Origin of the sequence: Aequorivita vladivostokensis (assembly GCF_000952855.1) — a bacterium.
GTDB lineage: Bacteria > Bacteroidota > Bacteroidia > Flavobacteriales > Flavobacteriaceae > Aequorivita > Aequorivita vladivostokensis.
Genome location: NZ_JSVU01000009.1, coordinates 96,921 through 121,572, shown reverse-complemented (window position 1 = coordinate 121,572; position 24,652 = coordinate 96,921). Strand labels below are relative to the sequence as shown.

27 protein-coding genes are annotated in these 24,652 nt (G+C 40.2%); 9 read left to right on the top strand and 18 right to left on the bottom strand.

All coding sequences use genetic code 11. The annotated features are described in order from the left end of the window. Positions 1 to 20 precede the first annotated feature (20 nt). Both MB09_RS13275 and MB09_RS13270 read left to right on the top strand, forming a co-directional pair. Positions 21 to 395, top strand: coding sequence for a four helix bundle protein (locus MB09_RS13275; protein WP_045081401.1), 375 nt, complete (start codon positions 21 to 23; stop codon positions 393 to 395). A 92-nt stretch (positions 396 to 487) separates the two neighbouring features. Beyond that, the gene (locus tag MB09_RS13270) at positions 488 to 1,234 is read left to right on the top strand and encodes a succinate dehydrogenase/fumarate reductase iron-sulfur subunit (protein ID WP_045081400.1); all 747 of its coding nucleotides are present in this window, start codon (positions 488 to 490) and stop codon (positions 1,232 to 1,234) included. A 58-nt stretch (positions 1,235 to 1,292) separates the two neighbouring features. Here the strand turns inward: MB09_RS13270 and MB09_RS13265 are convergent, their stop codons facing one another. Continuing rightward, positions 1,293 to 3,539, bottom strand: a complete 2,247-nt coding sequence (locus MB09_RS13265; protein WP_052671399.1) for a tetratricopeptide repeat-containing hybrid sensor histidine kinase/response regulator — start codon at positions 3,537 to 3,539, stop codon at positions 1,293 to 1,295. Positions 3,540 to 3,744: 205 nt separating this feature from the next. Here MB09_RS13265 and MB09_RS13260 point away from each other — a divergent pair, with 205 nt between their 5' ends. Further along, complete coding sequence (locus tag MB09_RS13260) at positions 3,745 to 4,731, top strand: DUF1028 domain-containing protein (protein ID WP_045081399.1); 987 nt, start codon at positions 3,745 to 3,747, stop codon at positions 4,729 to 4,731. Between the two features lie 84 nt (positions 4,732 to 4,815). Here the strand turns inward: MB09_RS13260 and rpmA are convergent, their stop codons facing one another. The 8 genes from rpmA to mutY form a co-directional block, all read right to left on the bottom strand. After that, complete coding sequence (gene rpmA / locus MB09_RS13255; protein WP_045081398.1) at positions 4,816 to 5,079, bottom strand: 50S ribosomal protein L27; 264 nt, start codon at positions 5,077 to 5,079, stop codon at positions 4,816 to 4,818. 35 nt (positions 5,080 to 5,114) lie between these two features. Beyond that, positions 5,115 to 5,819, bottom strand: a complete 705-nt coding sequence (gene rplU, locus MB09_RS13250) for a 50S ribosomal protein L21 (RefSeq protein WP_045081397.1) — start codon at positions 5,817 to 5,819, stop codon at positions 5,115 to 5,117. Between the two features lie 189 nt (positions 5,820 to 6,008). Then, a complete protein-coding gene (locus MB09_RS13245) occupies positions 6,009 to 6,464 on the bottom strand; it encodes a DUF4199 domain-containing protein (RefSeq protein ID WP_045081396.1) in 456 nt (151 codons plus the stop codon). A 91-nt stretch (positions 6,465 to 6,555) separates the two neighbouring features. After that, positions 6,556 to 7,119: a gliding motility lipoprotein GldD gene (gene gldD / locus MB09_RS13240; RefSeq protein WP_045081395.1), complete on the bottom strand. Its 564-nt coding sequence runs from the start codon at positions 7,117 to 7,119 to the stop codon at positions 6,556 to 6,558. Further along, positions 7,106 to 8,428: a gliding motility-associated protein GldE gene (locus MB09_RS13235; RefSeq protein ID WP_045081394.1), complete on the bottom strand. Its 1,323-nt coding sequence runs from the start codon at positions 8,426 to 8,428 to the stop codon at positions 7,106 to 7,108. Before MB09_RS13235 ends, gldD begins: the two co-directional genes overlap by 14 nt. 21 nt (positions 8,429 to 8,449) lie before the next feature. Further along, on the bottom strand, positions 8,450 to 8,905 hold the full coding sequence (locus tag MB09_RS13230) for a single-stranded DNA-binding protein (RefSeq protein ID WP_045081393.1): 456 nt from the start codon (positions 8,903 to 8,905) through the stop codon (positions 8,450 to 8,452). A gap of 104 nt (positions 8,906 to 9,009) precedes the next feature. Further along, complete coding sequence (locus MB09_RS13225) at positions 9,010 to 9,969, bottom strand: hypothetical protein (RefSeq protein WP_045081392.1); 960 nt, start codon at positions 9,967 to 9,969, stop codon at positions 9,010 to 9,012. Positions 9,970 to 10,028: 59 nt separating this feature from the next. Further along, on the bottom strand, positions 10,029 to 11,093 hold the full coding sequence (gene mutY / locus MB09_RS13220; protein ID WP_045081391.1) for an A/G-specific adenine glycosylase: 1,065 nt from the start codon (positions 11,091 to 11,093) through the stop codon (positions 10,029 to 10,031). Positions 11,094 to 11,222: 129 nt separating this feature from the next. Here mutY and MB09_RS13215 point away from each other — a divergent pair, with 129 nt between their 5' ends. The 3 genes from MB09_RS13215 to MB09_RS13205 all read left to right on the top strand — a co-directional run bounded on the left by MB09_RS13215 (position 11,223) and on the right by MB09_RS13205 (position 14,097). Continuing rightward, positions 11,223 to 11,513, top strand: coding sequence for an HU family DNA-binding protein (locus MB09_RS13215; RefSeq protein ID WP_014782104.1), 291 nt, complete (start codon positions 11,223 to 11,225; stop codon positions 11,511 to 11,513). A gap of 354 nt (positions 11,514 to 11,867) precedes the next feature. Beyond that, positions 11,868 to 13,412, top strand: coding sequence for an Rne/Rng family ribonuclease (locus MB09_RS13210; protein WP_045081390.1), 1,545 nt, complete (start codon positions 11,868 to 11,870; stop codon positions 13,410 to 13,412). Between the two features lie 208 nt (positions 13,413 to 13,620). Further along, positions 13,621 to 14,097: a regulatory protein RecX gene (locus MB09_RS13205; RefSeq protein ID WP_045081389.1), complete on the top strand. Its 477-nt coding sequence runs from the start codon at positions 13,621 to 13,623 to the stop codon at positions 14,095 to 14,097. Positions 14,098 to 14,163: 66 nt separating this feature from the next. Here MB09_RS13205 and MB09_RS13200 read toward each other — a convergent pair whose 3' ends face one another. Next, on the bottom strand, positions 14,164 to 14,682 hold the full coding sequence (locus MB09_RS13200) for a DUF6646 family protein (protein WP_407637649.1): 519 nt from the start codon (positions 14,680 to 14,682) through the stop codon (positions 14,164 to 14,166). Between the two features lie 38 nt (positions 14,683 to 14,720). Then, positions 14,721 to 15,575, bottom strand: a complete 855-nt coding sequence (locus MB09_RS13195; protein ID WP_407637648.1) for a cupin-like domain-containing protein — start codon at positions 15,573 to 15,575, stop codon at positions 14,721 to 14,723. 162 nt (positions 15,576 to 15,737) lie between these two features. Between MB09_RS13195 and MB09_RS13190 the strand changes: the two genes are divergently transcribed. Next, complete coding sequence (locus tag MB09_RS13190; protein WP_045081386.1) at positions 15,738 to 15,974, top strand: type II toxin-antitoxin system ParD family antitoxin; 237 nt, start codon at positions 15,738 to 15,740, stop codon at positions 15,972 to 15,974. Then, positions 15,967 to 16,275, top strand: a complete 309-nt coding sequence (locus tag MB09_RS13185) for a type II toxin-antitoxin system RelE/ParE family toxin (RefSeq protein ID WP_045081385.1) — start codon at positions 15,967 to 15,969, stop codon at positions 16,273 to 16,275. Before MB09_RS13190 ends, MB09_RS13185 begins: the two co-directional genes overlap by 8 nt. A gap of 94 nt (positions 16,276 to 16,369) precedes the next feature. On the opposite strand, the gene MB09_RS13180 is transcribed toward MB09_RS13185, so the two are convergent. The 4 genes from MB09_RS13180 to MB09_RS13165 all read right to left on the bottom strand — a co-directional run bounded on the left by MB09_RS13180 (position 16,370) and on the right by MB09_RS13165 (position 20,140). Next, positions 16,370 to 16,645: a FoF1 ATP synthase subunit delta/epsilon gene (locus MB09_RS13180; RefSeq protein ID WP_045081384.1), complete on the bottom strand. Its 276-nt coding sequence runs from the start codon at positions 16,643 to 16,645 to the stop codon at positions 16,370 to 16,372. A 76-nt stretch (positions 16,646 to 16,721) separates the two neighbouring features. Then, entirely contained in the window at positions 16,722 to 18,227 is a 1,506-nt protein-coding gene (atpD, locus tag MB09_RS13175) for a F0F1 ATP synthase subunit beta (protein WP_045081383.1), read from the bottom strand. Between the two features lie 242 nt (positions 18,228 to 18,469). Next, positions 18,470 to 19,366 carry an aminotransferase class IV gene (locus MB09_RS13170; RefSeq protein ID WP_045081382.1) on the bottom strand — a complete coding sequence of 299 codons (897 nt, stop codon included), beginning with the start codon at positions 19,364 to 19,366 and terminating at the stop codon, positions 18,470 to 18,472. A 57-nt stretch (positions 19,367 to 19,423) separates the two neighbouring features. Further along, positions 19,424 to 20,140: a sulfotransferase-like domain-containing protein gene (locus MB09_RS13165; RefSeq protein WP_045081381.1), complete on the bottom strand. Its 717-nt coding sequence runs from the start codon at positions 20,138 to 20,140 to the stop codon at positions 19,424 to 19,426. 138 nt (positions 20,141 to 20,278) lie between these two features. Here MB09_RS13165 and MB09_RS16220 point away from each other — a divergent pair, with 138 nt between their 5' ends. Beyond that, complete coding sequence (locus tag MB09_RS16220) at positions 20,279 to 20,455, top strand: hypothetical protein (RefSeq protein ID WP_165586711.1); 177 nt, start codon at positions 20,279 to 20,281, stop codon at positions 20,453 to 20,455. Positions 20,456 to 20,571: 116 nt separating this feature from the next. On the opposite strand, the gene MB09_RS13160 is transcribed toward MB09_RS16220, so the two are convergent. From MB09_RS13160 to MB09_RS13150, 3 genes are read right to left on the bottom strand one after another with little or no spacing between them, the layout of a single operon-like run. Next, the gene (locus MB09_RS13160; RefSeq protein WP_165586710.1) at positions 20,572 to 21,147 is read right to left on the bottom strand and encodes a hypothetical protein; all 576 of its coding nucleotides are present in this window, start codon (positions 21,145 to 21,147) and stop codon (positions 20,572 to 20,574) included. A 27-nt stretch (positions 21,148 to 21,174) separates the two neighbouring features. Beyond that, positions 21,175 to 23,022, bottom strand: a complete 1,848-nt coding sequence (gene glmS, locus MB09_RS13155; protein WP_045081379.1) for a glutamine--fructose-6-phosphate transaminase (isomerizing) — start codon at positions 23,020 to 23,022, stop codon at positions 21,175 to 21,177. A 9-nt stretch (positions 23,023 to 23,031) separates the two neighbouring features. After that, a complete protein-coding gene (locus tag MB09_RS13150) occupies positions 23,032 to 24,576 on the bottom strand; it encodes a DUF4270 domain-containing protein (RefSeq protein WP_052671398.1) in 1,545 nt (514 codons plus the stop codon). Between the last annotated feature and the right edge of the window lie 76 nt (positions 24,577 to 24,652).

Below are 24,652 nucleotides of genomic sequence, written 5' to 3'. Positions count from 1 at the left end.
TATTATGTTATTGAGTTATTATGGGAGGTTTTCAATCCTTTGAAGAATTGGCTTGCTGGAAAGAAGCGAGAGTTTTTCGGAATTTTGTGAAGGATTCAGTTATTCCAGATTTCCCATCTTTTGAAAGGTTTGGTTTGACTTCGCAAATAAGAAGGTCATCCCGCTCAGTCGGAAATAATATTGCAGAAGGTTTTGGCAGGTTTCATTTTCAAGAGAATATTCAATTTTGCAGAATGGCCAGAGGATCTTTGAATGAAATGCTTGATCACGGAATAATTGCTTTAGATGAAGATTATATTTCTGAAGGGAAACTAAAAGAGCTTACAATTATTCACGATAAAACCTTATTGATTTTAAATGGTTACATAAAGTACCTTCAAAACCGTAAACACTAAATAGCTTAATAACCCATAACCTAATAACTCAATAACTTTTTTTAAACAGAAAATATTCAAACCCAACAATGGGTTACATAATATAGAAAATTATGAAACTTACACTAAAAATCTGGAGACAGAAAAATAATAAAGCAAAGGGTGAATTGAAAACCTATCCCATCGACGGTATTGAGGGAGATATGTCATTTCTTGAAATGCTCGACGTTCTCAACGAAGGTTTAATTAACAAAGGCGAGGAGCCTGTGGTTTTTGACCACGACTGTCGCGAAGGTATCTGCGGAAGTTGTTCTCTGCAAATAAACGGCGAACCCCACGGCCCAGATCGATTGGTTACAACCTGCCAATTGCATATGCGTATGTTCAACGATGGCGATACTATCGTGATTGAACCTTTCCGAGCCAAGGCATTTCCGGTTATAAAGGATTTGGTGGTAGATAGAAGCGCCTTTGATAGAATTCAACAAGCGGGAGGGTATATCTCTGTGAATACCTCTGGAAATACCATAGATGCCAATACCATTCCCGTGAACAAGCACGATGCCGATGAGTCCTTCAATGCGGCAACCTGTATTGGTTGTGGCGCTTGTGTGGCAGCTTGTAAAAATGCCAGCGCAATGCTTTTCACTTCCGCAAAGGTGAGCCAGTTTGCTTTGCTTCCTCAGGGAAGAATTGAAGCCACTGAACGCGTATTGAATATGGTTGCACAAATGGATAAGGAAGGTTTTGGAAACTGTAGCAACACCGGAGCCTGCGAAATTGAGTGCCCAAAAGGGATTTCCTTAGAAAACATCGCGCGTATGAACCGCGAATATTTAAGCGCGAGCCTAAAGGGTTAGAAAATTAGAAACTTAAAATATACCTTTAACAATCCAAGTCATCCAAGGCTTGGATTTTTTATTGCCCTGCTGATGTATGTTCCCCACCAAAAACCAGATCTTCCTCATCAACCAAATTGCTTAGTATAATCTTCAAAAACTTATCGGTATCATAGGGTTTAACAATGATATCGTTCATTCCCGATGTCTCAATTCTGGTTCTCATTTCCTCCACTTCAATAGCGGTAAGGGCCACGATAGGTGTAATTTGATCAAACTTTCTTATTTCTTGGGTAGTTTCTATACCGTCCTTGCCCGGCATGTTGATATCCATCAGCACAAGGTCAAATATTTCGGTTTGTAGTTTGGCAATAGCGGTATCGCCGTTTTCAGCGATAACTGCTATCATACCATTGTTTTCTAAAATTTTCTTGGTAACAATTTGGTTTATACGGTTGTCATCAACTACAAGTATTCTTTTTCCGGTAAGTATGTTGTTGTCCCCTAGAACTTTGTCTTGAAGAAGATGCTTCATAATTTCAAATTTCAACGTAAAACTAAAGGTAGATCCCTTTCCTGGTTCACTTTTGAGTTTTATGGATGAATTAGATGCTTCCAGCAATTTTTTCACAATGGTTAACCCCAGCCCCGTACCCTGTATTTTAAAATTTTCTGAATCTACTTGCTGAAATTCTTCAAAAATAGCCTTCTGTTTGCCTTTTGGAATGCCTATTCCGTTGTCTTCAATACTAAATTGGATATCGACCCCATTTTCAGAAATCGATTTTTCCTGGGCCGTTATATAAATATTGCCATTGGTGGTAAATTTGATGGCATTGCCCACCAAATTCATTAAAATTTGCGATAGCCGGACGCGATCTCCAATTATAGTATTGGGAATATTATCTGAAATATTCACGTGGAGCGTATTCTTATTTTGTACAAGCGCATATTGAAAGGAGGAAACAATGGACTGGGTTAACTCCCTTAAATCAAAAGGAACTCGCATTTCCTCCAGGGTATTTGATTCCAGTTTGCTTATTTGGAGCACGTCGTTTATTAGCGCTAAGAGATAGTCTGCCGAAAATTTGAGATTTTTTAAATCTGCCCGGTGACTTTTGAGTGATTCGTCTTCCAATAAAACGGAGCTTAACCCAATAACTCCATAAAGAGGGGTGCGTAATTCGTGGCTTACCGTTGAAAAGAATTTGCTTTTGGCCAGTGCTAATTTTTCAGATTTCTGTTTGGCTTTTAGATATTGCTGATTTTTTTCCTTGAGGGTGAGGGTAAGTTTTTTTCTGCCGCGGTGTGAGATATATAGGATTACCAGAAATATTCCCATCAAAATAGCGGCGCCTATAAAAAAAGCGAGTAATATATTACTCAATAATGCCTTTTCCGAAAGCAGTTTTTTTTCCAGTTCTGCCTGGCGGGCCTGTTTTTTATATTCGTTTACGCTAAATTGTGCGGCGGCGTTCTGGATGGCTATCAACTTTTCTTTTTCGAACTGGATTTGGGTGAGGCTATCAAATTTTTTGCGAACCAGAAAGGCCTCTTTAAAATCGCCAACTTCAAATAGTGCGATACTGTATTCCTTATACGCTTCAATTAAATTATCGTCTATATATTTCCCTTCTTCTGCAAAGGAGATTGCTTCCCTGAAATTTTCGATAGCCTCCATCGGTTGGTTCGAGGCTAGTTTCAGCTTGCCTGCCAAAAGGTTCATTTCGGTAGTGAAGCCTTTAAATTTGAGTGCATCTATCCCTTCCTCAGCTTTGTTGAAATACAATTGTGCTTTTTTCTTTTCGCCTTTATTAAGGTAGGATTCTGAGAGATTGTAATAAACCATCGAAGCCTCTAAGGTGTCTTTTCTTTTTAAGGACAGGGGAAGTGCTTTTTTTAAAAATGGTAGGGCAGAGTCATATTTTTTCTCGGTGAGGTATAACGCCCCTATAAGATTGTATCCCCGGGCTATGTTAAATTCGTTCTTGGTTTTTTCGGCATATTCCAGATAGGCGTCTGCATACTCGTGGGCATTCTTAAAATCCTTCAGGTAAATAAAAGCCGCCCCCATCATATATCGGGAATAATAGGCTGCTTCCGTATCGCCAATTTGTTCGGCAAAACGGATATTATCAATAGAAGTCAATATCACGGAATCATATTTCCCTTCAAAAAATCGTTTATCCGTTCTGTCCTGCATTAAGTCCAGGGAGTCCTTTATAGCTTCAAAGGAAATATTTTTTAGCGAAGAAATAGTATCTGGGCTATTTTGTGCAATCCCTGCAAAGGAAGTTAAAAGTAGAATGAGGCGTAAATACTTCAAAATTTAAAAAGACAAAAAGGGATTTTAAGAGCACTAAAATAGCATATTATAATGAAATTCAAGCACTAAAAACGCCTATTGCGGTCTTAAAAAAAATTCTCCTCGACCCATGGCGGAAGAAAGTGATGTTCCGGATAGCAATGAAGATTAAAGTTTTCGTATTCTTCCAATAAAAAATTATCTTTAGATATTAAATCCAAAAAATATGAAATCCCTTATTTTAATGCTTGCCGTAATATCAAGTTTTATGTCAGTCGCACAATCAATTAAACCCAATGATCCCTTGGCACATACCTATTCCATAGTAGCTCGAGATGCTAAAACGGGCCAAATGGCAGTTGCCGTTCAGAGCCACTGGTTCAGTGTAGGGACCGCCGTTCCGTGGGGCGAGGCGGGCGTGGGGGTTGTGGCAACCCAAAGTTTTGTAAACAAATCATTTGGCATCCGTGGTCTCGATCTGTTGAAACAAGGAAAAACGCCGCAGCAAGCGCTGGATATATTATTGGCTGAAGATGATGGTCGCGAATTCAGGCAGGTGGCAATCCTTGACAAAGCGGGTAGGGTGGCAACGCATACGGGCAAAAGCTGTATTGATTATGCGGGGCACGCAAATGGCGAAAACTTTTCGGTACAGGCTAATATGATGCTGAATGACGAAGTAGTACCCGCCATGGAAAAAGCGTGGAATGAATTTGATGGGTTGCCATTGGCCGAAAGAATGATCGCAGTGTTGCGAGCTGCAGAAAATACCGGAGGCGATATCCGCGGAAAGCAATCGGCGGCGTTAGTGGTATTTGCGGCTGAGGCCACTACGGAGCCATGGAACGATAAATTAATAGATCTTCGGGTGGATGATTCGGATAATCCCATAAAGGAAATAGATAGACTTCTGAAGGTTTATAGGGCCTATGACTATATGAACCAAGGCGATTTATATGTGGAAAAAAATGATATGAAACGGGCTATGGAAGCGTATAACGCTGCTATGAGAATGTTTCCAAAAAATCTGGAGATGCAATATTGGACGGCTGTGACCTTGGCCAATGATAAGCAGATTGAAAAGGCATCGGAAATGCTACAGGGAATCTATGCGCAAGATAAAAACTGGCGGGAACTTACGCGGCGTTTGCCCAAGGTGGGTTTACTGAATGTTTCGGAAGAAAATCTAATGCTCCTGCTTGGCGAGGAGTAAAAAGTCATTATTAATTTAAACCTTTAAAAAACAAAAACCTCCACAGCTGTGGAGGTTTTTCATTTTTATAAAAACAAGGTACTATTAAGCCTCAGCGTTTGGAACGATTGAAACGTAGCTCTTGTTATCTTTCTTTTTGGTAAATTTCACAACACCATCCACTTGTGCGTGAAGGGTATGGTCTTTACCACCGTATACGTTTTCACCTGGGTGATGCGTATAACCTCTTTGTCTTACAATGATATTTCCAGCAATGGCGGCCTGCCCTCCGAAAATCTTAACGCCAAGACGTTTCGATTCTGATTCGCGACCGTTTTTGGAACTACCAACTCCTTTTTTGTGAGCCATTTTGTTTCGGTTTTAAATATTATACTTTAGCAGGATTATTTTTCAATCCCACCGTCTAATTTGTCTTGTAATTCTTTAAGTTCATCCCACTTACCGTCAGCTGCCAATTTTGCTTGTTTTGGCCAAGTGTCGGTAACTAAGTGTGCTAAATTTGAACTCGCTTCAGAAAGAATAGTTGCGATAGCTTCTGGTTTTGCTTTTGCAACTTTTGCAAAAGTGTCCAGTCCAGCGGCAACCATAGCCTCTGCGGCTTTTGGTCCAACACCTTCAATCTTTTTAAGATCGTCTGCTTTAGCTGCTTTTTTAGGAGCTGCTTTTTTAGCGGGTGCTTTAGTTTCGGCTTTTGCTTTAGGGGCAGCAGCCTTAGCTTTAGTTTCTTTTTTTGGTTCAGCTTTTTTAGCTTCTTCCTTTTTGGCAGGTGTAGCTCCTGAAGCTACAATGCTCTCGATTACGATTTCAGAAAGATACTGACGGTGACCGTTTTTCTTACGGAAACCTTTTCTTCTTTTCTTTTTAAATACTATAACCTTGTCACCCTTAAGGTGCTTTACGACTTTTGCTCCTATTTGAGCGCCGTTTATAGCCGGGGCGCCAATGGTAATATTGTCTCCGTCACCAATAAGAAGTACATTGTCAAAAGACACTTTTTTTCCTTCTTCTACTGGCAAACGATTAACAAAAACCTTTTGGTCTTTCGCAACTTTTACTTGCTGCCCTGCTATCTCTACAATTGCGTACATAGCGAATCGTTTATAAATTAGTTAAACAAAATGCTTCTACCGTCCAGTAAAAGCGGGTGCAAATATAATTTTTAAAAAGGAAACAACAAAGTATTTTTATTTAATCTTTTAAAAACCAATCCTCTCGGATATTCTATTGGTTTTGGTTTTTTAAATTACCTTGAAAAGATATCAAAACTGGTATTTTATTTAAAGTGTATTTCGGTTTCCATCCTGCGTATTCCAGGAATTTTTGAGAAGTTGCATAAAAGCAAGCGTTAAAACCAAAGTGGTAGAAAAGCCCATTATCAAGATTGATAAAACGAGCATCAGCGTACCCATATCATATTCTAGGTTCCACACTTCCATAATATTGGCCGCAAATTCGGTGTCTATTTGATACATATAGATTGCCATAAAAATAGTAAATATTATAGAGGCTATTCCACCACAAAGCAAACCTACTTCAAATCCTTTTTCATATTGAAATTTATTTTTTCGGGAAGCATATTTCTTCAATGCCATATAAATTCCAATGCCAAAAATAATTCCGTTTACAGCGCTCAATACCGGATATTGGTGAAGGCCAATTAATTTTAAGAGAAGAAAATATGCAATAAGAACAATTGCAACCCAAACACCGTAACTGGAATATACTTTGAACATAATCAATGGTTTTACAGTCAAAAGTTACAAAAACTTGACGAACCTTTTGCAAAGGGTTTGTTAACTTTTTGGAAGCTCAGTTTAAATTGGGTTATTTCCAAGTAATGGTTTCCATCAATTTACGGATGTCTTCGCGAAGATAAACCACTGCGGGATAAACAGAATCGAAGTTTGGTTTCGCATCAAAATACAGCGCCCCATTCAAGAAGTGATTGATGCTGTCCGTGGCATAAAATTCGGCTTGGGTAGCGGCGTTGCCATTTATCATATAAAACATTCCGTACACTTTTTTATCTGGATTCACATAGGGTTGCTCGGGGATGCTATTTGCCTTTATAGTGTGATCATAAGCTAGTTTTTGAGCGTCCTGTAACAAGGAATCGAGATTGTTGTCGCGTACGTTTTGATAGGTTATATACAAGGTGGCCTTCATATTTGGGTAGCTTATATTTACACCGCAGTTTTTTTTCCCAATAACGTTGGTAATGCTATTCACTGAAAAGGAATAAGGACAGTCCGTGTTAATTGTGCGATAAGAAGGAGTGGGATAGTCCAATCGCAGCATAGCCGAGGGTTTCACCAAAACATCGTCCTCGCAGGAAGCAAGGATAAAGAGGCTTGAGAGTATATAAAAAACGAGCTTATTGATTTTCAATGGTAAGTTTTATTTGTTTGATGCGCTTGCCTTCAAACGCTTCAATTGTAAACGCATAATTGTGGAAGGATATTACTTCGTTCTTTTTTGGAAAGCCTTTTGAAATTTCCAAAAGGAAACCCGCAAGCGTTTCCGCCTCGCCCTTTTCATCTTCAAATGTTTCGGGATCCTTTGGTTTTATTACCTTGTAAAAATCTTTCAACGGAGTTTTTCCTTCAAAAACGAACGTATTGTCATCAAGCTTTGAAAAAATCAAGTCTTCATCGTCAAACTCATCGCTAATTTCGCCTACGATTTCCTCGATAATATCTTCCAATGAAATCAGTCCGCTCGTGCCGCCATACTCGTCTACAACAATAGCGAGGTGCATTTTCATCTCCTTAAATTCGTTGAGCAGATCGTCCAATTTTTTGTTTTCAGGTACAAAGTATGCTTCGCGTTTCAGGGTTTTCCAATCCAAAATTTTTCGATCGGTATAGGGAATTAAATCCTTCACATACAGAATTCCTGTAATGTTGTCCATGCTATCCTTATAGACGGGAATACGTGAGTAACCGTGCTGGATAATTTCCGGAAGAATTTCTTTGAAAGGCTGTTCCTCGTTCAGCGCGAAAATATCCATCCGGTTTTTCATTACCTGCTTGGTGTCTGTATTTCCGAAGGTTACAATGCCCTGTAGGATTTTCTGCTCCTCAAAAGTGGTGTCTTGGTTTGAAAGCTCGAGCGCTTGCGATAAATGATCTACGCTGATGTTTGATTTCTGTTTTCCGTAGCGGTCGTGAAGATAAATAGTGGCCGAACGCATCGGTAAACTAATAGGCGATAGTAAAGTGTCCAAAACGTTCAACGGTTGCGCCATGAAAACCGCGAACGAAATGCGGTTGCGGTTGGCGTATATCTTCGGAAGAATCTCGCCGAATAGCAAAATAAAGAAGGTTACAACGCCCACTTCTACTATGAAGCGCACGTCAATCCCATAAAAATTTGATTCTATTCCTGAAAACAAATCATCGCTTAAGGAATCGAAGAGGAGTACGATAGCAATATTTATGAAGTTGTTGGCAACCAATATGGTGGCCAGCAACTTTTTTGGCCTTGCAAGCAATCGCTGTACGATTCCCAGTTTTTTTGCGATCCCTTTTTCTTCGTTGGTTTCAAAATCAGAAGGTGTCAAGGAAAAGAAAGCTACTTCGGCACCCGAAATAAGGGCCGAACAAGCCAAAAGGGCAATCAGCATTACGCCACTTGTAATTTGGGTAATATCCAAAACGTCAAAAAAGAAAAGTAAACCAGGGGGTTCCGTGTCCAAGTTGATGGTTTTAGTTAAACGTTAAAAAGGAAGATCATCCTCTTCTTCCGAAACTGGATTGTTGTTTTGTGGTCCCGAAGAAGGCTGCGGTCTTTGCGTATTTTGTCCTGCGTTGTTATTGGCAGCACTGCTGCTTTCGCCTTTTGGACTCAAAAATGTGAAATCTGTACAGTGTATTTCTGTGCTGTACCTATCCATTCCTTTATCGTCCTGCCATTTACGGGTTTTTAGACGACCCTCAATATAGACCATGTCGCCTTTTTTCAAATATTTCTCGCAGATTTCCGCAGCTTTGTTGCGTACCACAATATTGTGCCATTCCGTATTGGTTACACGTTCGTTTGTGGTTTTGTTTGTATAGGTTTCATTGGTTGCCAGCGGAAAACGGCCCAAACTGTTTCCGCCTTCAAAATAATGCATTTTCACATCATCGCCGGTATGCCCAATCAACATTACTTTGTTCAATGTTCCACTCATAATTGTAATTTTTCTATTTGTGCAAAGGTAGATTTTGCGTTTTAAATATAAGGAAATTTAAGATTTTAAATCGCGGAAATTATAGATTCACTTCATTTTCAATGCTAACCAAACAGTTTTTGCCAAAAGGAAGGTTTTTTGGGAATTGCCGTTTCATCCGTTTTGACGGAAACTTCAGGTGCGGTTTCAATATCTTCCTCTGAAATCTCGGTAGGTTTCTCCATATTGGATTTAGTTTCCGCTTCCTTCATAATCTTGCTTTCCCAATTTATGTATTCCTCTGAGAAAATAATGTCCTCAAAAAGATATTTTACATCATCGGAATATGCTTTGCGGTCTTCCCTGAAATGGGCAATATCCTCTTCATCTGGCAAAAACCCGCTGCTTTTGTGATGATAAGCTTTGAAGGCAGGAATGCTTTGATTTTTAAATAACGAATGGATGTAGTCAAAAGTTCTTTCCTGCTCCCCCAAACGCTGCAATATGCCCACTATGGCCTTTGATATTTTTGGCTGCCACTCATTTATTGAGGGGCCGAAGAGATTTTGGGCCTTGGTTAATTTTAGGACGGCTTCTTCCAGCTTGTCCTTTTCATTAAAAGTCAGGGCCATTGCCTTGGCGGACATATAGTTTAGTTCCGCGAGATAAATTATCAAAACAAATTTATCGGGGTAGCTGGAGAATATTTTATCCCGATCCACGGCTGCGTCAATTTTTTGTTTGGCAAATTCTTCAATCTGTTTGTCCACCAATGTGTTGAATTTCGGCAAAAGTTGTTCCCGATATGCGGGGGTTTTTATTTCAGAAAAGAACGAATAAAAGGTAGTGATGTTGGCAAAGGAACGTTCAAAATATTTTGGTCGGTCCGGGGTCAGCTTTTGCTGTTCATCAAAAATCGCCTCGCATTTTTCTAAAAATTGCTGCTCGTTGCTTTTCTCCGGAAGAATGCTTAGCTGTTCCCAATTGGAAAGGCAGTAGCCGCATTTGTAATGCCCTGGCTCGGTCTCAGAGTACGATGAGGTTGCTCCGCAGGCGGGGCATTGAATTCTATTTAATAGTTCCATAGCTTTTTCAGAAAAGTTAAAGATACATTATAATGTAGATTTTTGCGGTTTAAATCGAGTCAGTAGTTTTCAAAAAACTCCGAAACAAAATTTGCAATCAACACGGGCACGGCATAGCTTTCTATTTCTGAAATGGCGACGGAGCTTTCGGTTTCGTCAAGAGTCTCAATAATCCAAAAACGTGTGTTGAGATGCTGGTGCGAAAGTTTGTGCACCACGGCTTCTTCATTATAAAGTGAAATGTTCCGAATGTTTATTTTGTCGGAAAAATCTTGGAACTGTGGAAGTTTTTGCAATTCTGAAACCTCAATTTCTTTTGAAGTTTCAATCAGCGGAAACTCATACAGTTTATGCCAAATTCCTTTCCCGTTGCGCTGTTGCAAAACGGTCCGCTCGTTTTCCGAAAGTATTACCAGGTAGTTGAAAAACCGTTGCTTTACAGGCTTCGATTTAATCTTTACGGGAAGTTGCGCCACCTTTTTCTGCTGAAAGGCTACACAGCTGTCATTGAAAATGCAGTTTTCGCAATCGGGATTTTGCGGCACGCAGTAACGCGCGCCAAACTCCATAATGGCCTGATTGAAGGTGCCCGGCTGTTCTTTGACTATCAGCTCTTGCGCGAGTTGTTTAAATTCCTTTTGTCCGGCGGTGGAATTTATGGGAGTGGAAATTCCAAAAAACCGGGAAAGCACGCGATACACATTGCCATCGACCACGGCCTCGGGCTGGTTAAAGGAAATACTTGCAATGGCGCTGGCGGTATAATCGCCCACGCCTTTCAGCTTCAGCAAATCCTTGTAATTGTTAGGAAAAATACCTTCCATTTCATTGGCAACCCTTTTTGCTGTTGCGTGCAGGTTTCTTGCACGGGAGTAATAACCCAAGCCTTGCCATAGTTTTAAAACTTCATCTTCGGGAGCGCTGGCCAGATCTTCAACTTTTGGATAGGCTTCAATAAATTTTAAATAGTAGGGCAGACCTTGCAAAACACGCGTTTGCTGCAGCATAATTTCTGAAAGCCAAATGTGGTATGGGTTATTTGTATTGCGCCAGGGTAGATTGCGTTTGTTCTGTAAATACCACACAATGAGTTTTTTGGAGAAATATGGAGCTATTTTGGGCATTGGGTAAAATTAATCTATATCCCTTTAAATTTTAAAGGATTAAGGTTTGAATTATTGATTTTAAAATATGTATATTTGCGGTCTCTAAAAAAAATCTAGTAAAAGAATAATAATTAAAATTAATAAGTAATGACGAAAGCAGATATCGTAGCGAAGATTTCAGAAAAGCTAGGAATGGAAAAGAATGAAGTACAAGCTACAGTTGAAACCTTTATGGAAGAAGTCAAGAATTCTTTGGAGGGTGGAGACAACGTGTATTTAAGAGGTTTTGGAAGTTTTATCATCAAAACAAGAGCTGAAAAAACTGGAAGAAATATTTCAAAAAACACAACAATCAAAATACCAGCTCACAATATTCCGGCCTTTAAACCAGCAAAAGTTTTTGTTGAGGGTGTAAAGACCAACGTGGACGTAAAATAATTCTAACCCGTTCCACTTTGGTGGAGCATTAAAAAAGACTTTAGTATGCCAAGTGGTAAAAAAAGAAAAAGACATAAGGTAGCGACCCACAAGCGTAAAAAGCGTCGTCGCGCTAACCGCCACAAAAAGAAAAAGTAGTTTCTAAACTACTTTTTCTGTTTTAAAAGTGTTTTGGAAATTTTGCCTTTTTGGCGCTATTTCCGAATAAATCAAACGAAAAATCGTTCTTTGAAAATGAGATTGCAGCAACCGGCTTTTGGTTTGGGTGCAGTTTCGCCGGATTTTATATAAATCTGTGAAAAATATTGTTTAATTAGTCCCGAAGTGAATTCGGGGCAACAAAATTAATGTAACGTGAACTACGAATTATTTATTAGGTCCGGTTCACAAGAAGTTGATTTTGCCCTTTTAAAGGATGGAAAGCTTATAGAGCTCCACAAAGAGGAAGAGGACAACAATTTTACGGTTGGCGACATATTTCTTGCCAAAATACGTAAAACGGTCCCTGGCTTAAACGCCGCCTTTGTAAACGTGGGCTATGAGAAAGATGGTTTTTTACACTATCACGATCTCGGGCCAAAAGTACTTTCGCAATTGAAATTTGTGAAAAGCGTGAGCTCCGGTAAGTTAAAGGATTATACCTTAAATAATTTTCCATTCGAAAAAGAGATTGATAAGCACGGCAACCTAAACGATGCCTTAAAGAGCAATCAATCCATATTGGTTCAAATTGTAAAAGAACCCATTTCCACCAAAGGGCCACGTATAAGTTCCGAGCTTTCCATAGCCGGAAGATATATTGTACTGGTCCCGTTTTCAGATCGCGTCTCCGTTTCACAAAAAATAGAGAGCAATGAAGAAAAAGACAGGTTAAAACGCTTGATAACAAGCATAAAACCAAAAGGATTTGGCGTAATTATCAGAACCGTTGCCGAGGGCAAAAAAGTAGCAGAACTGGACAAAGATTTACAGAACCTTATGGATCGCTGGACGGCGATGTGTAAGAAGCTACAAGGGGCGCACCACCCTTCAAAAGTGCTGAGCGAGCTAAACAGGGGAGCATCCATCATCCGCGATATGTTTAACGATTCATTCTCCGCAATACATATTGACGATGAAACCCTTTACTTGCAAATAAAAGATTATGTGCAGGAAATTGCACCGAAAAAAGAAAATATCGTAAAGTTTTATGACAGCAATGTTCCGATGTTTGAGAAATTCGGAATAGAAAGACAGATCAAAACTTCCTTCGGAAAAACAGTATCAGGCAGCAAAGGTGCTTATCTGGTAATAGAACATACCGAAGCCATGCACGTAATAGACGTGAACAGCGGTAATCGAAGCAACAAGCAGAAAACGCAGGAAGGCACAGCGCTGGAGGTGAATTTGATTGCAGCCACCGAGGTGGCAAGACAGCTAAGGTTGCGCGATATGGGAGGAATTATTGTAGTAGATTTTATTGATTTGGCAAATGCCAATCACCGCAAACAACTCTACAACCACCTTCGCGAAGAAATGAAGGACGATAGGGCAAAGCATAAAATTCTCCCGCCGAGCAAATTTGGGTTGATACAGATAACCCGCCAACGCGTTAGGCCTGAGATGAACATCAAAACGCGCGAGGAAGATCCCAGCAACGTTATTGATGGAGAAATTGAAGCGCCCATCATTGTTGTAAATAGAATAAACGAAGAGGTAAAACGTCTCTTTAAAAAAGACTATAAAAAGATAACTTTAAACACGCATCCTTTTATAGCGGCCTTTTTAACCAAAGGTTTCCCAAGTGTGCGCACCAAATGGTTTTTGGAGCACAAGAAATGGGTAAAAATCCAGCCTCGGGATGCATATACGTATCTTGAATATCACTTTCACGATAAAGATGGTGAATTGATAAAATAACCAAAACCCCTTTTGAAGACTTACTTCGGAAGGGGTTTTTTTGTGCCCAGTCTTTTTACTGAGATAGTTTCGCAACTTTTGTCCCAATTATAAAATTTTCTTTGTGCTCTTTGTGAAAAACTTTGCGTCCTTTGTGGTTAATTTTACCACATAGCGCACCAAGAAAACACAAAGCACACATAGGAGTAACGAACTATTTTTTAAAGAATTGAACACCCACAAAACATACACCGTTGATGAAGCTACCAAGCGAATGGAGCGCTACTGCGCATACCAAGAGCGTTGCCATAAGGAAGTGCATCAAAAACTGTATGAAATGCGGATGATCCCTGAAGCGGTAGATCAAATAATTGATCATTTACTGCGGCACAATTTTTTAAATGAAACCCGCTTTGCACAGGCCTTTGCACGTGGAAAGTTCAGAACGAAGCAATGGGGAAGAAGCAGAATTGTAAACGAATTGAAGCGGCGCGAAATCTCAAAATACAATATTCAGATCGCCCTAAAGGAGATACCCGATTCCGAATACTACAAAACCTTTGAAGCCCTTGCGGAAAAGCGTTTGCGGCAATTGGCTTTGGAAAAGGACCTTCAAAAAAGGCGGAAAAAACTGGCGGATTATCTTTTTTATCGCGGGTGGGAGCCGGAGTTGGTTTATGGGAAGGTTGGAGAGATTTCTAAATAAGAATTTTGCTTGGGCACGAGTTGAAAATTTGCCCCAGCGGCAATAAAAATTGTAAATAGCAAAAATTTAAATATTGAACGAAGCCCCCAAATTTACGGCGAATTGGTTGTGAAGCTTTTCAGCAGGGGTTAAGGTATCTGTGTTAAATTTTGCAAAGGGGGCGCTAAACTCCGTAAAAACCCCAAAACCGCTGGTGAAGAAATACCGCGCGCCCAAATGCCCACCAAAGTTTTTTAAACTCACGTAAAGTCCGGGATACACATCAAAATTCGGGTCCACATTTATAACATTGCCCAGGTTTGCATTGAAGCGACCCCGGAAATCGAAACGGTCTTTAAATTCCGCAAAGGGTTTTTCATTGCCGTCCAAATCGCTTACTTTATCAATCCCTAAAAGATAAGCGGATGCAATGCCCAGGGAAATGTTCTCACCCACGCCAAAATCCAAACTGCCCATAATTCCGGTACCGTTGTTTTGAAAATTGGCGCCCAACTGAAATTTCACATCGCCCGTACCTGAATAGGCCTGCGCAAAGGTGAGTTGGACGATAAGAAGTGCGAAAATGGTTGAAAATAACTTCATCATCAAAAAATTTAAAGGAAAGGTAGTGATTTCTTCAGTAATTATAACGCTTTATGAGTGCGAACGATGGCTTGTTCGTTTTTCCAATCAATCCATTTTTGGCCTTTCAGCTTTCGCATCAATTGGTCAAAATAGCGCATAAAGGCAATGTTGTAAACCGCTTTTGCCAAGTTTTTGGGGTTTCGTGGTATGGCGCGCAGGCTCATGGAAAACCCTGGAGTTATGTAGCGCATATAGTGCCAGTAGCCTTCGGGCATATAGAGAACGTTGCCGTGCTCCAAGTTGGCAATATAGCCTTTGGCTTTTTTCAGCGCAGGCCATTTTTCATAATCGGGGTCGTGGAAATCTATGTCTTCCCTGGTAATTAGTGAATGCGGGATTTTATAGAGGTAATCGTTTTGCTTTTGGTCAAAAAGAATCACTTCCTTTTTACCTTGGAAATGGAAATGGAAGATGTTTGCCAGATCGATATCGTAATGCATAAATGTATAGGAATCCTTTCCTCCAAAGAAAAGCATGGGCAGGCCTTTCATCAATTTCAATCCAAAATCGGGATATTTGAAATCCTTTTGAAGTTGAGGCACTTCCTTTAAAATATTCCACAGAAAGATGCGGTATTTGGTGGGTTCTTTTTTAAGTAATTCCACATACTCCCGCATTTTCATCCTTGCGTGCGGTTCGTTGAAACCATCCTTGTGGCTCACTGGGCGGTTGTCGTAGAGTGGTACCATTTTATCGCCCGCAACATCGGCCATATAATCCAAATTCCATTTGGTATATGCAGGCCAGTCCTCAATAAACCGTTCAATAACAACAGGTTTTTGGGGCTTAAAATAGTTTTGTAGAAAGTCTTCCTTGGTAATGGTTTTTACCCTGTCTATTTGTTGTAGCTGCATAATTATTTTCGACCTTCAAATTTACAAATCCTGTATAGATTTTAAGCCTGATGTTAATATAACTTTAAGTAAAATTAATCTAGGTGACTTTATTTCGAATGTCCATATTTGTCAATTTTAGACATAAATCGTACATTTGGATATATTTAAAAACAGGAAATCATGAATGTAAGCTTAACAGAAAAACAACGAAAATATATTGATGACAAGGTAGCGTCCGGCGATTATATGAATGCCAGCGAAGTGGTACGGGAAGCGTTGCGCCTTCATGAAATAAACCATCAAAAGCTTGAAAACCTGCGTAAAGAAATACAAAAAGGTATTGATAGTGGGATTAGCCCGTATTCTATGAAAGATATTTTAGAGGAAAAGAAACGGAAATACAATATAAATGGCTGATTCACGCAAAGATTTGTATTCCCTTACCTACGATGCAAAAATTGATATTGATGAAATATTCGATTATGGTGAAGGTCGGTTTGGACTAGATCAAGCGCTTGAATATTTTCTTGGGTTAGAATCACTTTTTGAGCAATTGACTACTTTCCCATTTGAAGGAATTTTGAGAGATGATATTGGCCATAATATACGAAGTATCCCTTTCGGCTCACATCTCGTATTTTATTCAGTTACTAAAAATGCCATTCTAATTATCAGGGTTTTGCACCAAAGTCAAAACGTAAAGGATTATTTTGAATAAAGACCCTTTACGAAAACAAAAATCCCAAACTCCAGATTGCCGCATAATGCTCGCAATGGAATTTGGGATTTAATTTTTTGGAACTGGCTTCAGCCTAATCTGCCAAAACCATCACACGATTGTTGTTACATTCAACAGTGCCGCCAGAAATTTGCAGTACCCATTTTCCGTCCTCTTGAGTGAATTTCTTTTGAAAACCTTCTGCAATGGTTGGATTTCCTTTAAATTTCACTTTCCCTGCCTGCAAAACGGAAACAATAGGAGCGTGGTTGTTCAGCATTTGGAATTCGCCATCCACGCCAGGAACGGTTACGCTTTCTACTTCACCGGCAACTAAGGATGCTTCGGGGGTTACTATTTCTAAGTACATATTTTTTAGTATTGAGATGTGAGATATGAGACGTGAGAAAATATCTAATATCCCATGTCTCAAGTCTAATATCTAATTAAGCTTCCGCAAGCATTTTCTCACCAGCGGCGATGGCTTCCTCAATGGTTCCTTTCAGGTTGAAGGCTGCTTCTGGAAGATGATCCAGTTCGCCATCCATAATCATATTGAAACCTTTAATGGTTTCCTTAATATCTACCAAGACTCCAGGAATACCTGTAAACTGCTCCGCCACGTGGAACGGCTGTGAAAGGAAACGCTGTACACGACGCGCGCGGCCTACTGCCAGTTTATCGTCTTCGGAAAGTTCTTCCATCCCGAGAATCGCGATGATATCCTGTAATTCCTTATAACGCTGTAAAAGCTCCTTTACTCTTTGTGCGCAAGCGTAGTGCTCTTTTCCGAGGATTGATTCGGTAAGAATTCGAGAGGTAGAATCCAATGGATCCACCGCAGGATAAATACCAAGCTCGGCAATTTTACGTGAAAGTACGGTTGTAGCATCCAAGTGGGCAAACGTTGTTGCCGGCGCTGGATCCGTAAGGTCATCTGCAGGTACGTAAACCGCCTGTACAGATGTAATAGAACCTCTTTTAGTTGAAGTAATACGTTCCTGCATCGCCCCCATCTCTGTTGCCAAAGTTGGCTGGTAACCCACCGCAGAAGGCATACGCCCAAGAAGTGCAGAAACCTCAGAACCCGCTTGCGTAAAACGGAAAATATTATCTACGAAGAAAAGAACGTCTTTCCCTTGACCTTCGCCAGCTCCATCACGGAAGTACTCAGCAATAGTCAAACCTGAAAGCGCAACACGTGCACGTGCTCCGGGTGGCTCGTTCATCTGTCCGAATACGAAAGTAGCTTTAGATTCTTTCATTGCAGTTTTATCTACTTTTGAAAGATCCCATCCACCATTTTCCATAGAGTGCATAAAATCGTCGCCGTATTTAATAATACCGGATTCAAGCATTTCGCGAAGCAAGTCATTACCCTCACGAGTACGTTCTCCTACACCTGCGAATACAGAAAGACCTCCGTGGCCTTTCGCAATATTGTTAATCAACTCTTGAATAAGTACCGTTTTACCTACACCAGCACCACCGAAAAGACCAATTTTACCTCCTTTTGCGTAAGGCTCAATAAGGTCGATTACTTTAATACCTGTGAAAAGAACTTCGGTAGAAGTTGAAAGATCTTCAAATTTTGGAGCCTCACGGTGAATTGGAAGACCAGCATCGCCAGCTTTTGGCAAGTTTCCAATACCGTCAATTGCATCGCCAATTACGTTGAATAGACGACCGTAAACAGCATCCCCAATTGGCATTTGGATAGGTGCTCCAGTTGCAACAGCGTCTACACCACGGCTTAAACCGTCAGTAGAATCCATTGATATGGTACGAACCATGCTTTCACCAATGTGAGATTGAACTTCAAGAACCAAAAGGTTTCCGTTGTTATTTACTTCCAACGAGTCGTATATTTTTGGAAGTTCCGATCCGCTATCAAACGCAACGTCAACTACCGGGCCAATAATCTGTGCAACTTTTCCTGTACTTTGTGACATGAGTAACTGTTTATTTTTTAGTTATCTAAGGGCAAAAAAACCACCCCTGTTTTGAACGGTGCAAAGATAGTTTTTTCTGAATGAAATTTGCAATGGAAATGTTTAAAAAATTTGGGGACTATGCTGGAAAGACCCAACAGGTTTCAAAAACCTGTCAGGTCTTGTAAAATCCAAGCTTTACGCACTATTCTTTAGTTTCCTTCGTGAAATCATCTTTGACAAAGTTTTAAACTTTGTCAAAGTTAATCGAGCTTCTCACATAATCCACGAACCTCTTTTTTGAAAAGTGAAATTATTTTTTTCTGAAGTGAATCATCTTTGGAAATGCTGCGTCCATCAATTTCAACAACGGGGGTAAGCTCGCCCATCGTTCCCGTTGCGAAAACGCCGTCGGCATTGTAGAATTGGGATAGGGTAATATCTGCTTCGGAAATTTCAATATCGTGCTTTTTACACATTTCTATAACTGAATTCCGTGTTATTCCGGGAAGACAGGCGTGTGCAAAAGGCGTAACAACCTTTTCATTTTTCACCATAAAAAGGTTGCTGCCGTTAAGTTCCGCTATAAAGCCGCGGTCGTCCAGCATCAATCCGGCGTCTTTTCCGGCAACGTTTGCCTGTATTTTTGCGATAATATTATTGAGCAAATTATTATGATGTATTTTACTGTCCAAAAACTGAGGCGAGTTTCGGCGTTGGCTGGTGCTTATTACTTTTATGCCGTGATCGTTATCATAAACCAACGGTTTCCATTCTGCCAAAACGATTAAACAGGAACCGCTTTGGTTGAGCCGCGGGTCCATGCCACTGGTTATTTTTTCGCCCCGGGTCAACGTCAGGCGGATGTGCGTATCGTCATTCATGCCGTTGGCGTCGAGGGTTTGTTTTATTGCTTTTTTGATGAATTTCTTGGAAGGAATATCCACAAACGCCAGTGTTTTTGCGGATTCTTGCAAACGGGTCAAGTGTTTGTCTAAGCAGACTACGCCTTCGGGATATACGCGTAAGCCTTCCCAAACGGCATCGCCGCCTTGAACGGAGCTGTCGAAAACCGAAACTTTTGCTTCACTGCGGGGATAGAGTTTGTCTTTTATAAATACTTGGATGTTGTCGTTTTTGGGATTGGATTTTTGAAGCATTTTTTTTGAAGTTGAGAGTTAAGTGTTAAGGGTTATGCGTTGAAGGTGGTTTATGTTTTAAATTAAAATATTGCTTTTTAAAATTTCGTAATAAGGCAAAGCCTCTTCCAGCAACGGTTCCAAATGATTTGGCAAAGGTTGTGAGCTGCTTTTTTGCACAGCGAAACCTTCGGAATTGTGCACATTTTTATACCAATGTTTCGCCCAAACGCCGTCTTCGGGAATGCCGCCTTTTTTCCATCGAAGCATTTTTTCCGAAAAAGGTATTTCCAATAAATTGCAGAGTTTTTTCAGATAGTTTCTTGGATTTTTCAAGAGTTCATCGCTGTCAATCACAATGGGTGTTTTTCCGTTTTTCTTCAGAAATAAAAATAGTTCCGAAGCTTTTTTGATGCCGATGTCATTTAGGGTAGGCGTATGGATTACTTTTGAAAAAGAGGCAATCAGTTTTTTTGGATGTCTAATTAGAATCACATTTTCCCAATTCAAAATAAAATTTGGCGAATCGGTCAAATAATGGTGCGCCATTCCTTTTACGAAAACATTTTTCTGCTTTCGAAGTGAATTGATGTTTTCAATTACTTTTTCTTCGTTCAGTTCCATCGTTTGAAGGATTTCCTTTTGGGAGGGATGCTCGATTTCCAAGGAAGCATTTTGAAGGTAATAGCCGTAAAAAGGTTCGTCCAAAACCGTCATATCCTCACGTTGTGCGAAAGAGTACATTAGCGCCGTTGAAAGATTTCGGGGACCGGAGATGAGGTTGATGACTTTCATAGCTTAAAAATAAACTACTGAAAAGAATTTTGTAACAATTTGGTGAAAAGATTTACATATAAGCTATAGAATGGCAACGAACAATTTGGCACCAACCGAAAGTTTATAATCAAGCCATTCCAATAAATATTTTAGGAAATGAAGAAAATTATTTTAATAAACGCACTTATCTGGGCCGCGTTCTTGCTTAGTACGGCTATATTATTTAAAGGCCACGACAATGTGGAATATTCGTTTTTCGGGATTTTAATTGCTTATTCGGTTATACACACCCTTCTCGCAAATTTCGCAAAGGGAAAGAAGGAAAAATGTTGAAATTTAAAACGCCTAATGGGTAAAGAGGAATCCAATTTGGAAAAGTTAAACACCTAGAATAATAACCTTCCAGTGGCTTTGGGAAGATTTAACCAGAAATTTCCAAGTCTTTTAGGCTAATGATTCTTAAAGTATATTTCCATATAATTTGCGGTGGAAAGATACTCAAGCCGAAGATTATCAAGATATCTTAAAATACTTTTATGGGAAGGATCGGTTTCTTTCAAATTGTCGTTGAAGGCATCATCTGTAACTGTTAAAGCAATATACCACGAGCCGGATCGAGAGGTGTATATAGCTTCAAAAACAGGTTCGTTGCCTTTACTCTCGTTCGCCAGATCTACGGCAATGGGAACCAAATTTACGGTTTTGGTGTTCCGTTCCACTTCGTAGAAAGTAAGATAATGTTTTTTGTTATTTATGGTTATGGGTACGTTTCCACCTCCTATGTCATAATCAATATCAAACTTTGCGTTGATATAAGTATAAAATTCATTGGTGTCTTTCGGGTCTTCAAACACGTAAACATGCTGTTTCGGAAGCTGTTTTTTGAATTTTTTTCCTTTATAAATTTTTGCACCATCAATGTTAGGGGCTATTTGTAGCGGGATGCAGGAAAAGGTGAACAATGCCAGAAATGCTAAAACAATACTTTTCGGAAAAGAGAAGGATGGCCTTTGAAATTTCATCAACTTAAAAAGTGAAATTTGCAACCATTACTATTCCACGGTAACACTTTTCGCCAAATTACGCGGTTGGTCCACATTACGGCCAAGCATTACGGCAATGTGGTATGAAAGCAATTGCAGCGGAATGGTGGTAACCAATGGCGACAGAGCTTCGGGGGTGTGCGGCACTTCCATTACATAATCAGCCATTTCCCTTACGGCGGTATCGCCTTCGGAAACTACAGCTATAATCTTACCTTTGCGCGCCTTGATTTCCTGAATGTTGCTAACTACCTTATCATAGTGGTCGCTCTTGATGGCAATCACTACCACTGGCATATGTTCATCAATCAGCGCAATTGGCCCGTGCTTCATTTCTGCTGCGGGGTAGCCTTCTGCGTGTATGTATGAAATTTCCTTTAGTTTCAGCGCCCCTTCCAAAGCTACCGGGAAGTTGTAACCTCTTCCCAAGTAAAGAAAATTGCGTGCATCCTTAAAGACGGCTGAAATTTCCTTGATTTTATCTTCAGTTTTCAGGGCTTCATCTACGTGGTTTGGAATAAGCTCCAATTCGCGCAAATAAAGCATAAAATCGGTTTGGCTTATTGTGCCCTTGGCTTTGGCCAAACGAAGCGCAATCATTGCCAAAACGGTAATCTGCGTAGTAAACGCCTTAGTTGACGCAACCCCAATCTCTGGTCCGGCGTGCGTATAGGTACCGCTATGTGTTTCCCTGGAAATGGTAGAGCCGACTACATTACAAATTCCATAAACAAATGCGCCCTTTGACTTTGCAAGTTTTATTGCGGCAAGGGTATCTGCGGTTTCCCCACTTTGTGAAATGGCGATGACAACATCGTTTTCTGAAATTATTGGGTTTCTGTACCGGAATTCGGAAGCGTATTCTACCTCTACGGGTATGCGCACCAAATCCTCAAAAATATATTCAGCCACTAATCCCGCATGCCAAGACGTTCCACAAGCCACGATGACAATACGATCCGCATTGATGAACTTTTCTATGTAATCCTCAAGTCCGCCAAGCCTAACGATGCCCTTTTCCGCCAGCAATCGGCCGCGATAGGTGTCCTTAATCACCGCGGGTTGTTCGTGGATTTCTTTTAGCATAAAATGGTCGTAGCCGCCTTTTTCAATCTGTTCAAGGTTCAGCTGGAGTTCTTGTACGTAAGGCGCAACCAATTTATCGCCCTTAATTTTTCTCACTTTTACATCGCGGCCCAGACGTATTATTGCCATTTCTTCATCCTCAAGATAGATGGCGTTATTTGTGAATTCAATAAAAGGCGAAGCATCGCTTGCCACAAAAAATTCGTCTTCGCCAATACCGATTGCCAAAGGACTTCCTAATTTGGCAACTACAATTTCATCTGGTTTTTTTCTATCGAAAAGCGCGATGGCATAAGCGCCTACCACTTGGTTTAACGCAATTTGGACAGCCTTTCCCAGTTTTACTTTTTCGTTTATCTGAATATCCTCAATAAGATTTACCAATACTTCGGTATCGGTATCTGAGGTGAAAGTGTATCCTCTTTTTTTCAATTCCTTTTTAAGGGAATCGTAATTCTCAATAATACCATTGTGGATAATTACCAGATCGCCGCTGTTGGAATAGTGAGGGTGGCTATTCACATCGTTGGGAACTCCATGGGTTGCCCAACGGGTGTGGCCAATGCCGAGATTTCCTTTTAAGGTAATTTCGCGTCCTGCCTTTGCCTCAAGATCTGCAACCTTACCTTTTGTTTTGCAAAGTTGAATATCAGTACCATCGAAAAGGGCAATTCCCGCACTGTCATATCCTCGATATTCTAAACGTTTCAGACCGTTGAGGATAATGGGATATGCTTCTCTTTTGCCGATATAGCCTACAATTCCACACATAACTAGGTTTTAATTTGGTTCAGTATAATAAATTTGGAGCTTGAGTCTTTTGTCTTGATTAGAGGTAGCATTACCGTACAAAATGGTGCCCTCGGGTGAAACTACCATACTTGATGGAACTTCTTTAATATTGGGCTCCATAGGATTTTGGAGTTTTTGCGTTGTTCTGGTCAATACATTTTGCGAAACTACAATTCCTAAAGGTACGTTTGTACTATCCTTGTTTATCAAATTACTCACGTGGGCGGTTATTTTCAGCTTGTAGTATTCACCATTGCCATCGCTTCCTCTCTGCAACTTCCCGAAATGGTTTGCCAAGGCATTTACAGGTTCAAGACCATTTGTCGGGTCCAGATTGTAATCTGCCAAAACATTACTGTTCTTCAGGTCATAAATCAATATTCTTTCTGGTTCGGTAGCTCCGCCTATCATTAAATCCTGATTCACATAAAAAATGAGGTTTGCTTCATTGATAAGCCATTTTTTATCGCGAAGTGTTTGGAGTTCGTCCGCAACGCCATTATTGTCATTGTCCTTTCCAAAAAGCTCCACCACCGATATAATTCCATCGCCCCCTCTAAGGTAAAGGTTTTCTTCACCGGTTTGTATATTCGGATTCTCGAGTGCTGTCTGTATCGGACCGGGCAGTTGGTTGGTAAAGGTGTTGACGCTGATACCCCCATTAAAGTTTAACTTATACACTTTATCCTCACGTTGTCCAGCGTCGGTTTCGCTATCATAACTGTAAAAGATGGATACATAAGCTTTTTTTGCATCAAAGATGAATAAACTGCCATCGTCCGTGGAGGAATTTACCTTAAAGTAAAGCCCTCTTAAGAAGTTTTTAAAGTTATTGCTATTGCGCAATTCTGGACTTCCTTCCTTTTCGATAATATTCGTTCTAAAGAAGGTGGTATCAAGCTTTATCCGTAGGCCTGGTGCAATTTGTTCTTCCCTGTCCTCCCCATCATAAATAACATAGCCATTTCTGGTAGGAATGAAATTCTCTACGCTCCCCAATTGCTCACCCAAAAAGTCTTCAAAGGTTTCGCCTTGATTGGTATAATAATTTTGAAATTCCTCAAATCCTGTGTTTGGATCATATTCCCTTAAAAAGTATTTTGATTCAAATACGGAAACATTAATGGGCGAACTGCCATAGATGGAATCCAGTTCATAAGTGGTAACGCTATCTACGGTAGTGCCGGTACTGAAATAGGGCAGATACACAAACACGCTATCCACTTTCGGGTTTTCTCCAAATTTTGGATCGTTTGAAGAAAGGGTAAGCTGCGACAAAAGATTTACCGTAGATTTACCATAAACGGGATCATTATAAACCCCAAATTGATATGCCGGCAGCCTGTTGCTTTGTACGGGACCGAGTTTTCGGCTATACGAAATTACGGTTTGCGATTCATCGAGGATACCATTGGGGGTTTCCTCTCCCAATACTTCAGAGCCTATTGTTGAAATATCCTCTTGGCAAGAAGAGAATGCAATTATTAAAAAGAAAATAGCACCTGCAACGGGCAACAAATTTTTTATTTTCATAGAGATAACATATTTGATAATGCAGTATATTTTGACTGCAATCTGCAAAGTAATGAAGCCTCGAGATTATGCATCC

Bases quoted from the DNA above. Each gene is read 5' to 3' on its own strand.
- atpD (WP_045081383.1), bottom strand. From the start codon at position 18,227: ATGTCACAAAGTACAGGAAAAGTTGCACAGATTATTGGCCCGGTAGTT.
- MB09_RS13275 (WP_045081401.1), top strand. From the start codon at position 21: ATGGGAGGTTTTCAATCCTTTGAAGAATTGGCTTGCTGGAAAGAAGCG.
- MB09_RS13200 (WP_407637649.1), bottom strand. From the start codon at position 14,682: ATGATGAAGTTATTTTCAACCATTTTCGCACTTCTTATCGTCCAACTC.
- MB09_RS13190 (WP_045081386.1), top strand. From the start codon at position 15,738: ATGAATGTAAGCTTAACAGAAAAACAACGAAAATATATTGATGACAAG.
- MB09_RS13225 (WP_045081392.1), bottom strand. From the start codon at position 9,969: ATGGAACTATTAAATAGAATTCAATGCCCCGCCTGCGGAGCAACCTCA.
- MB09_RS13170 (WP_045081382.1), bottom strand. From the start codon at position 19,366: ATGCTTCAAAAATCCAATCCCAAAAACGACAACATCCAAGTATTTATA.
- MB09_RS13230 (WP_045081393.1), bottom strand. From the start codon at position 8,905: ATGAGTGGAACATTGAACAAAGTAATGTTGATTGGGCATACCGGCGAT.
- MB09_RS13185 (WP_045081385.1), top strand. From the start codon at position 15,967: ATGGCTGATTCACGCAAAGATTTGTATTCCCTTACCTACGATGCAAAA.
- glmS (WP_045081379.1), bottom strand. From the start codon at position 23,022: ATGTGTGGAATTGTAGGCTATATCGGCAAAAGAGAAGCATATCCCATT.
- MB09_RS13180 (WP_045081384.1), bottom strand. From the start codon at position 16,645: ATGTACTTAGAAATAGTAACCCCCGAAGCATCCTTAGTTGCCGGTGAA.
- rplU (WP_045081397.1), bottom strand. From the start codon at position 5,819: ATGTACGCAATTGTAGAGATAGCAGGGCAGCAAGTAAAAGTTGCGAAA.
- mutY (WP_045081391.1), bottom strand. From the start codon at position 11,093: ATGCCCAAAATAGCTCCATATTTCTCCAAAAAACTCATTGTGTGGTAT.
- MB09_RS13260 (WP_045081399.1), top strand. From the start codon at position 3,745: ATGAAATCCCTTATTTTAATGCTTGCCGTAATATCAAGTTTTATGTCA.
- MB09_RS13165 (WP_045081381.1), bottom strand. From the start codon at position 20,140: ATGAAAGTCATCAACCTCATCTCCGGTCCCCGAAATCTTTCAACGGCG.
- MB09_RS13270 (WP_045081400.1), top strand. From the start codon at position 488: ATGAAACTTACACTAAAAATCTGGAGACAGAAAAATAATAAAGCAAAG.
- MB09_RS13150 (WP_052671398.1), bottom strand. From the start codon at position 24,576: ATGAAAATAAAAAATTTGTTGCCCGTTGCAGGTGCTATTTTCTTTTTA.
- MB09_RS13215 (WP_014782104.1), top strand. From the start codon at position 11,223: ATGACGAAAGCAGATATCGTAGCGAAGATTTCAGAAAAGCTAGGAATG.
- MB09_RS16220 (WP_165586711.1), top strand. From the start codon at position 20,279: ATGAAGAAAATTATTTTAATAAACGCACTTATCTGGGCCGCGTTCTTG.
- MB09_RS13245 (WP_045081396.1), bottom strand. From the start codon at position 6,464: ATGTTCAAAGTATATTCCAGTTACGGTGTTTGGGTTGCAATTGTTCTT.
- MB09_RS13195 (WP_407637648.1), bottom strand. From the start codon at position 15,575: ATGCAGCTACAACAAATAGACAGGGTAAAAACCATTACCAAGGAAGAC.
- rpmA (WP_045081398.1), bottom strand. From the start codon at position 5,079: ATGGCTCACAAAAAAGGAGTTGGTAGTTCCAAAAACGGTCGCGAATCA.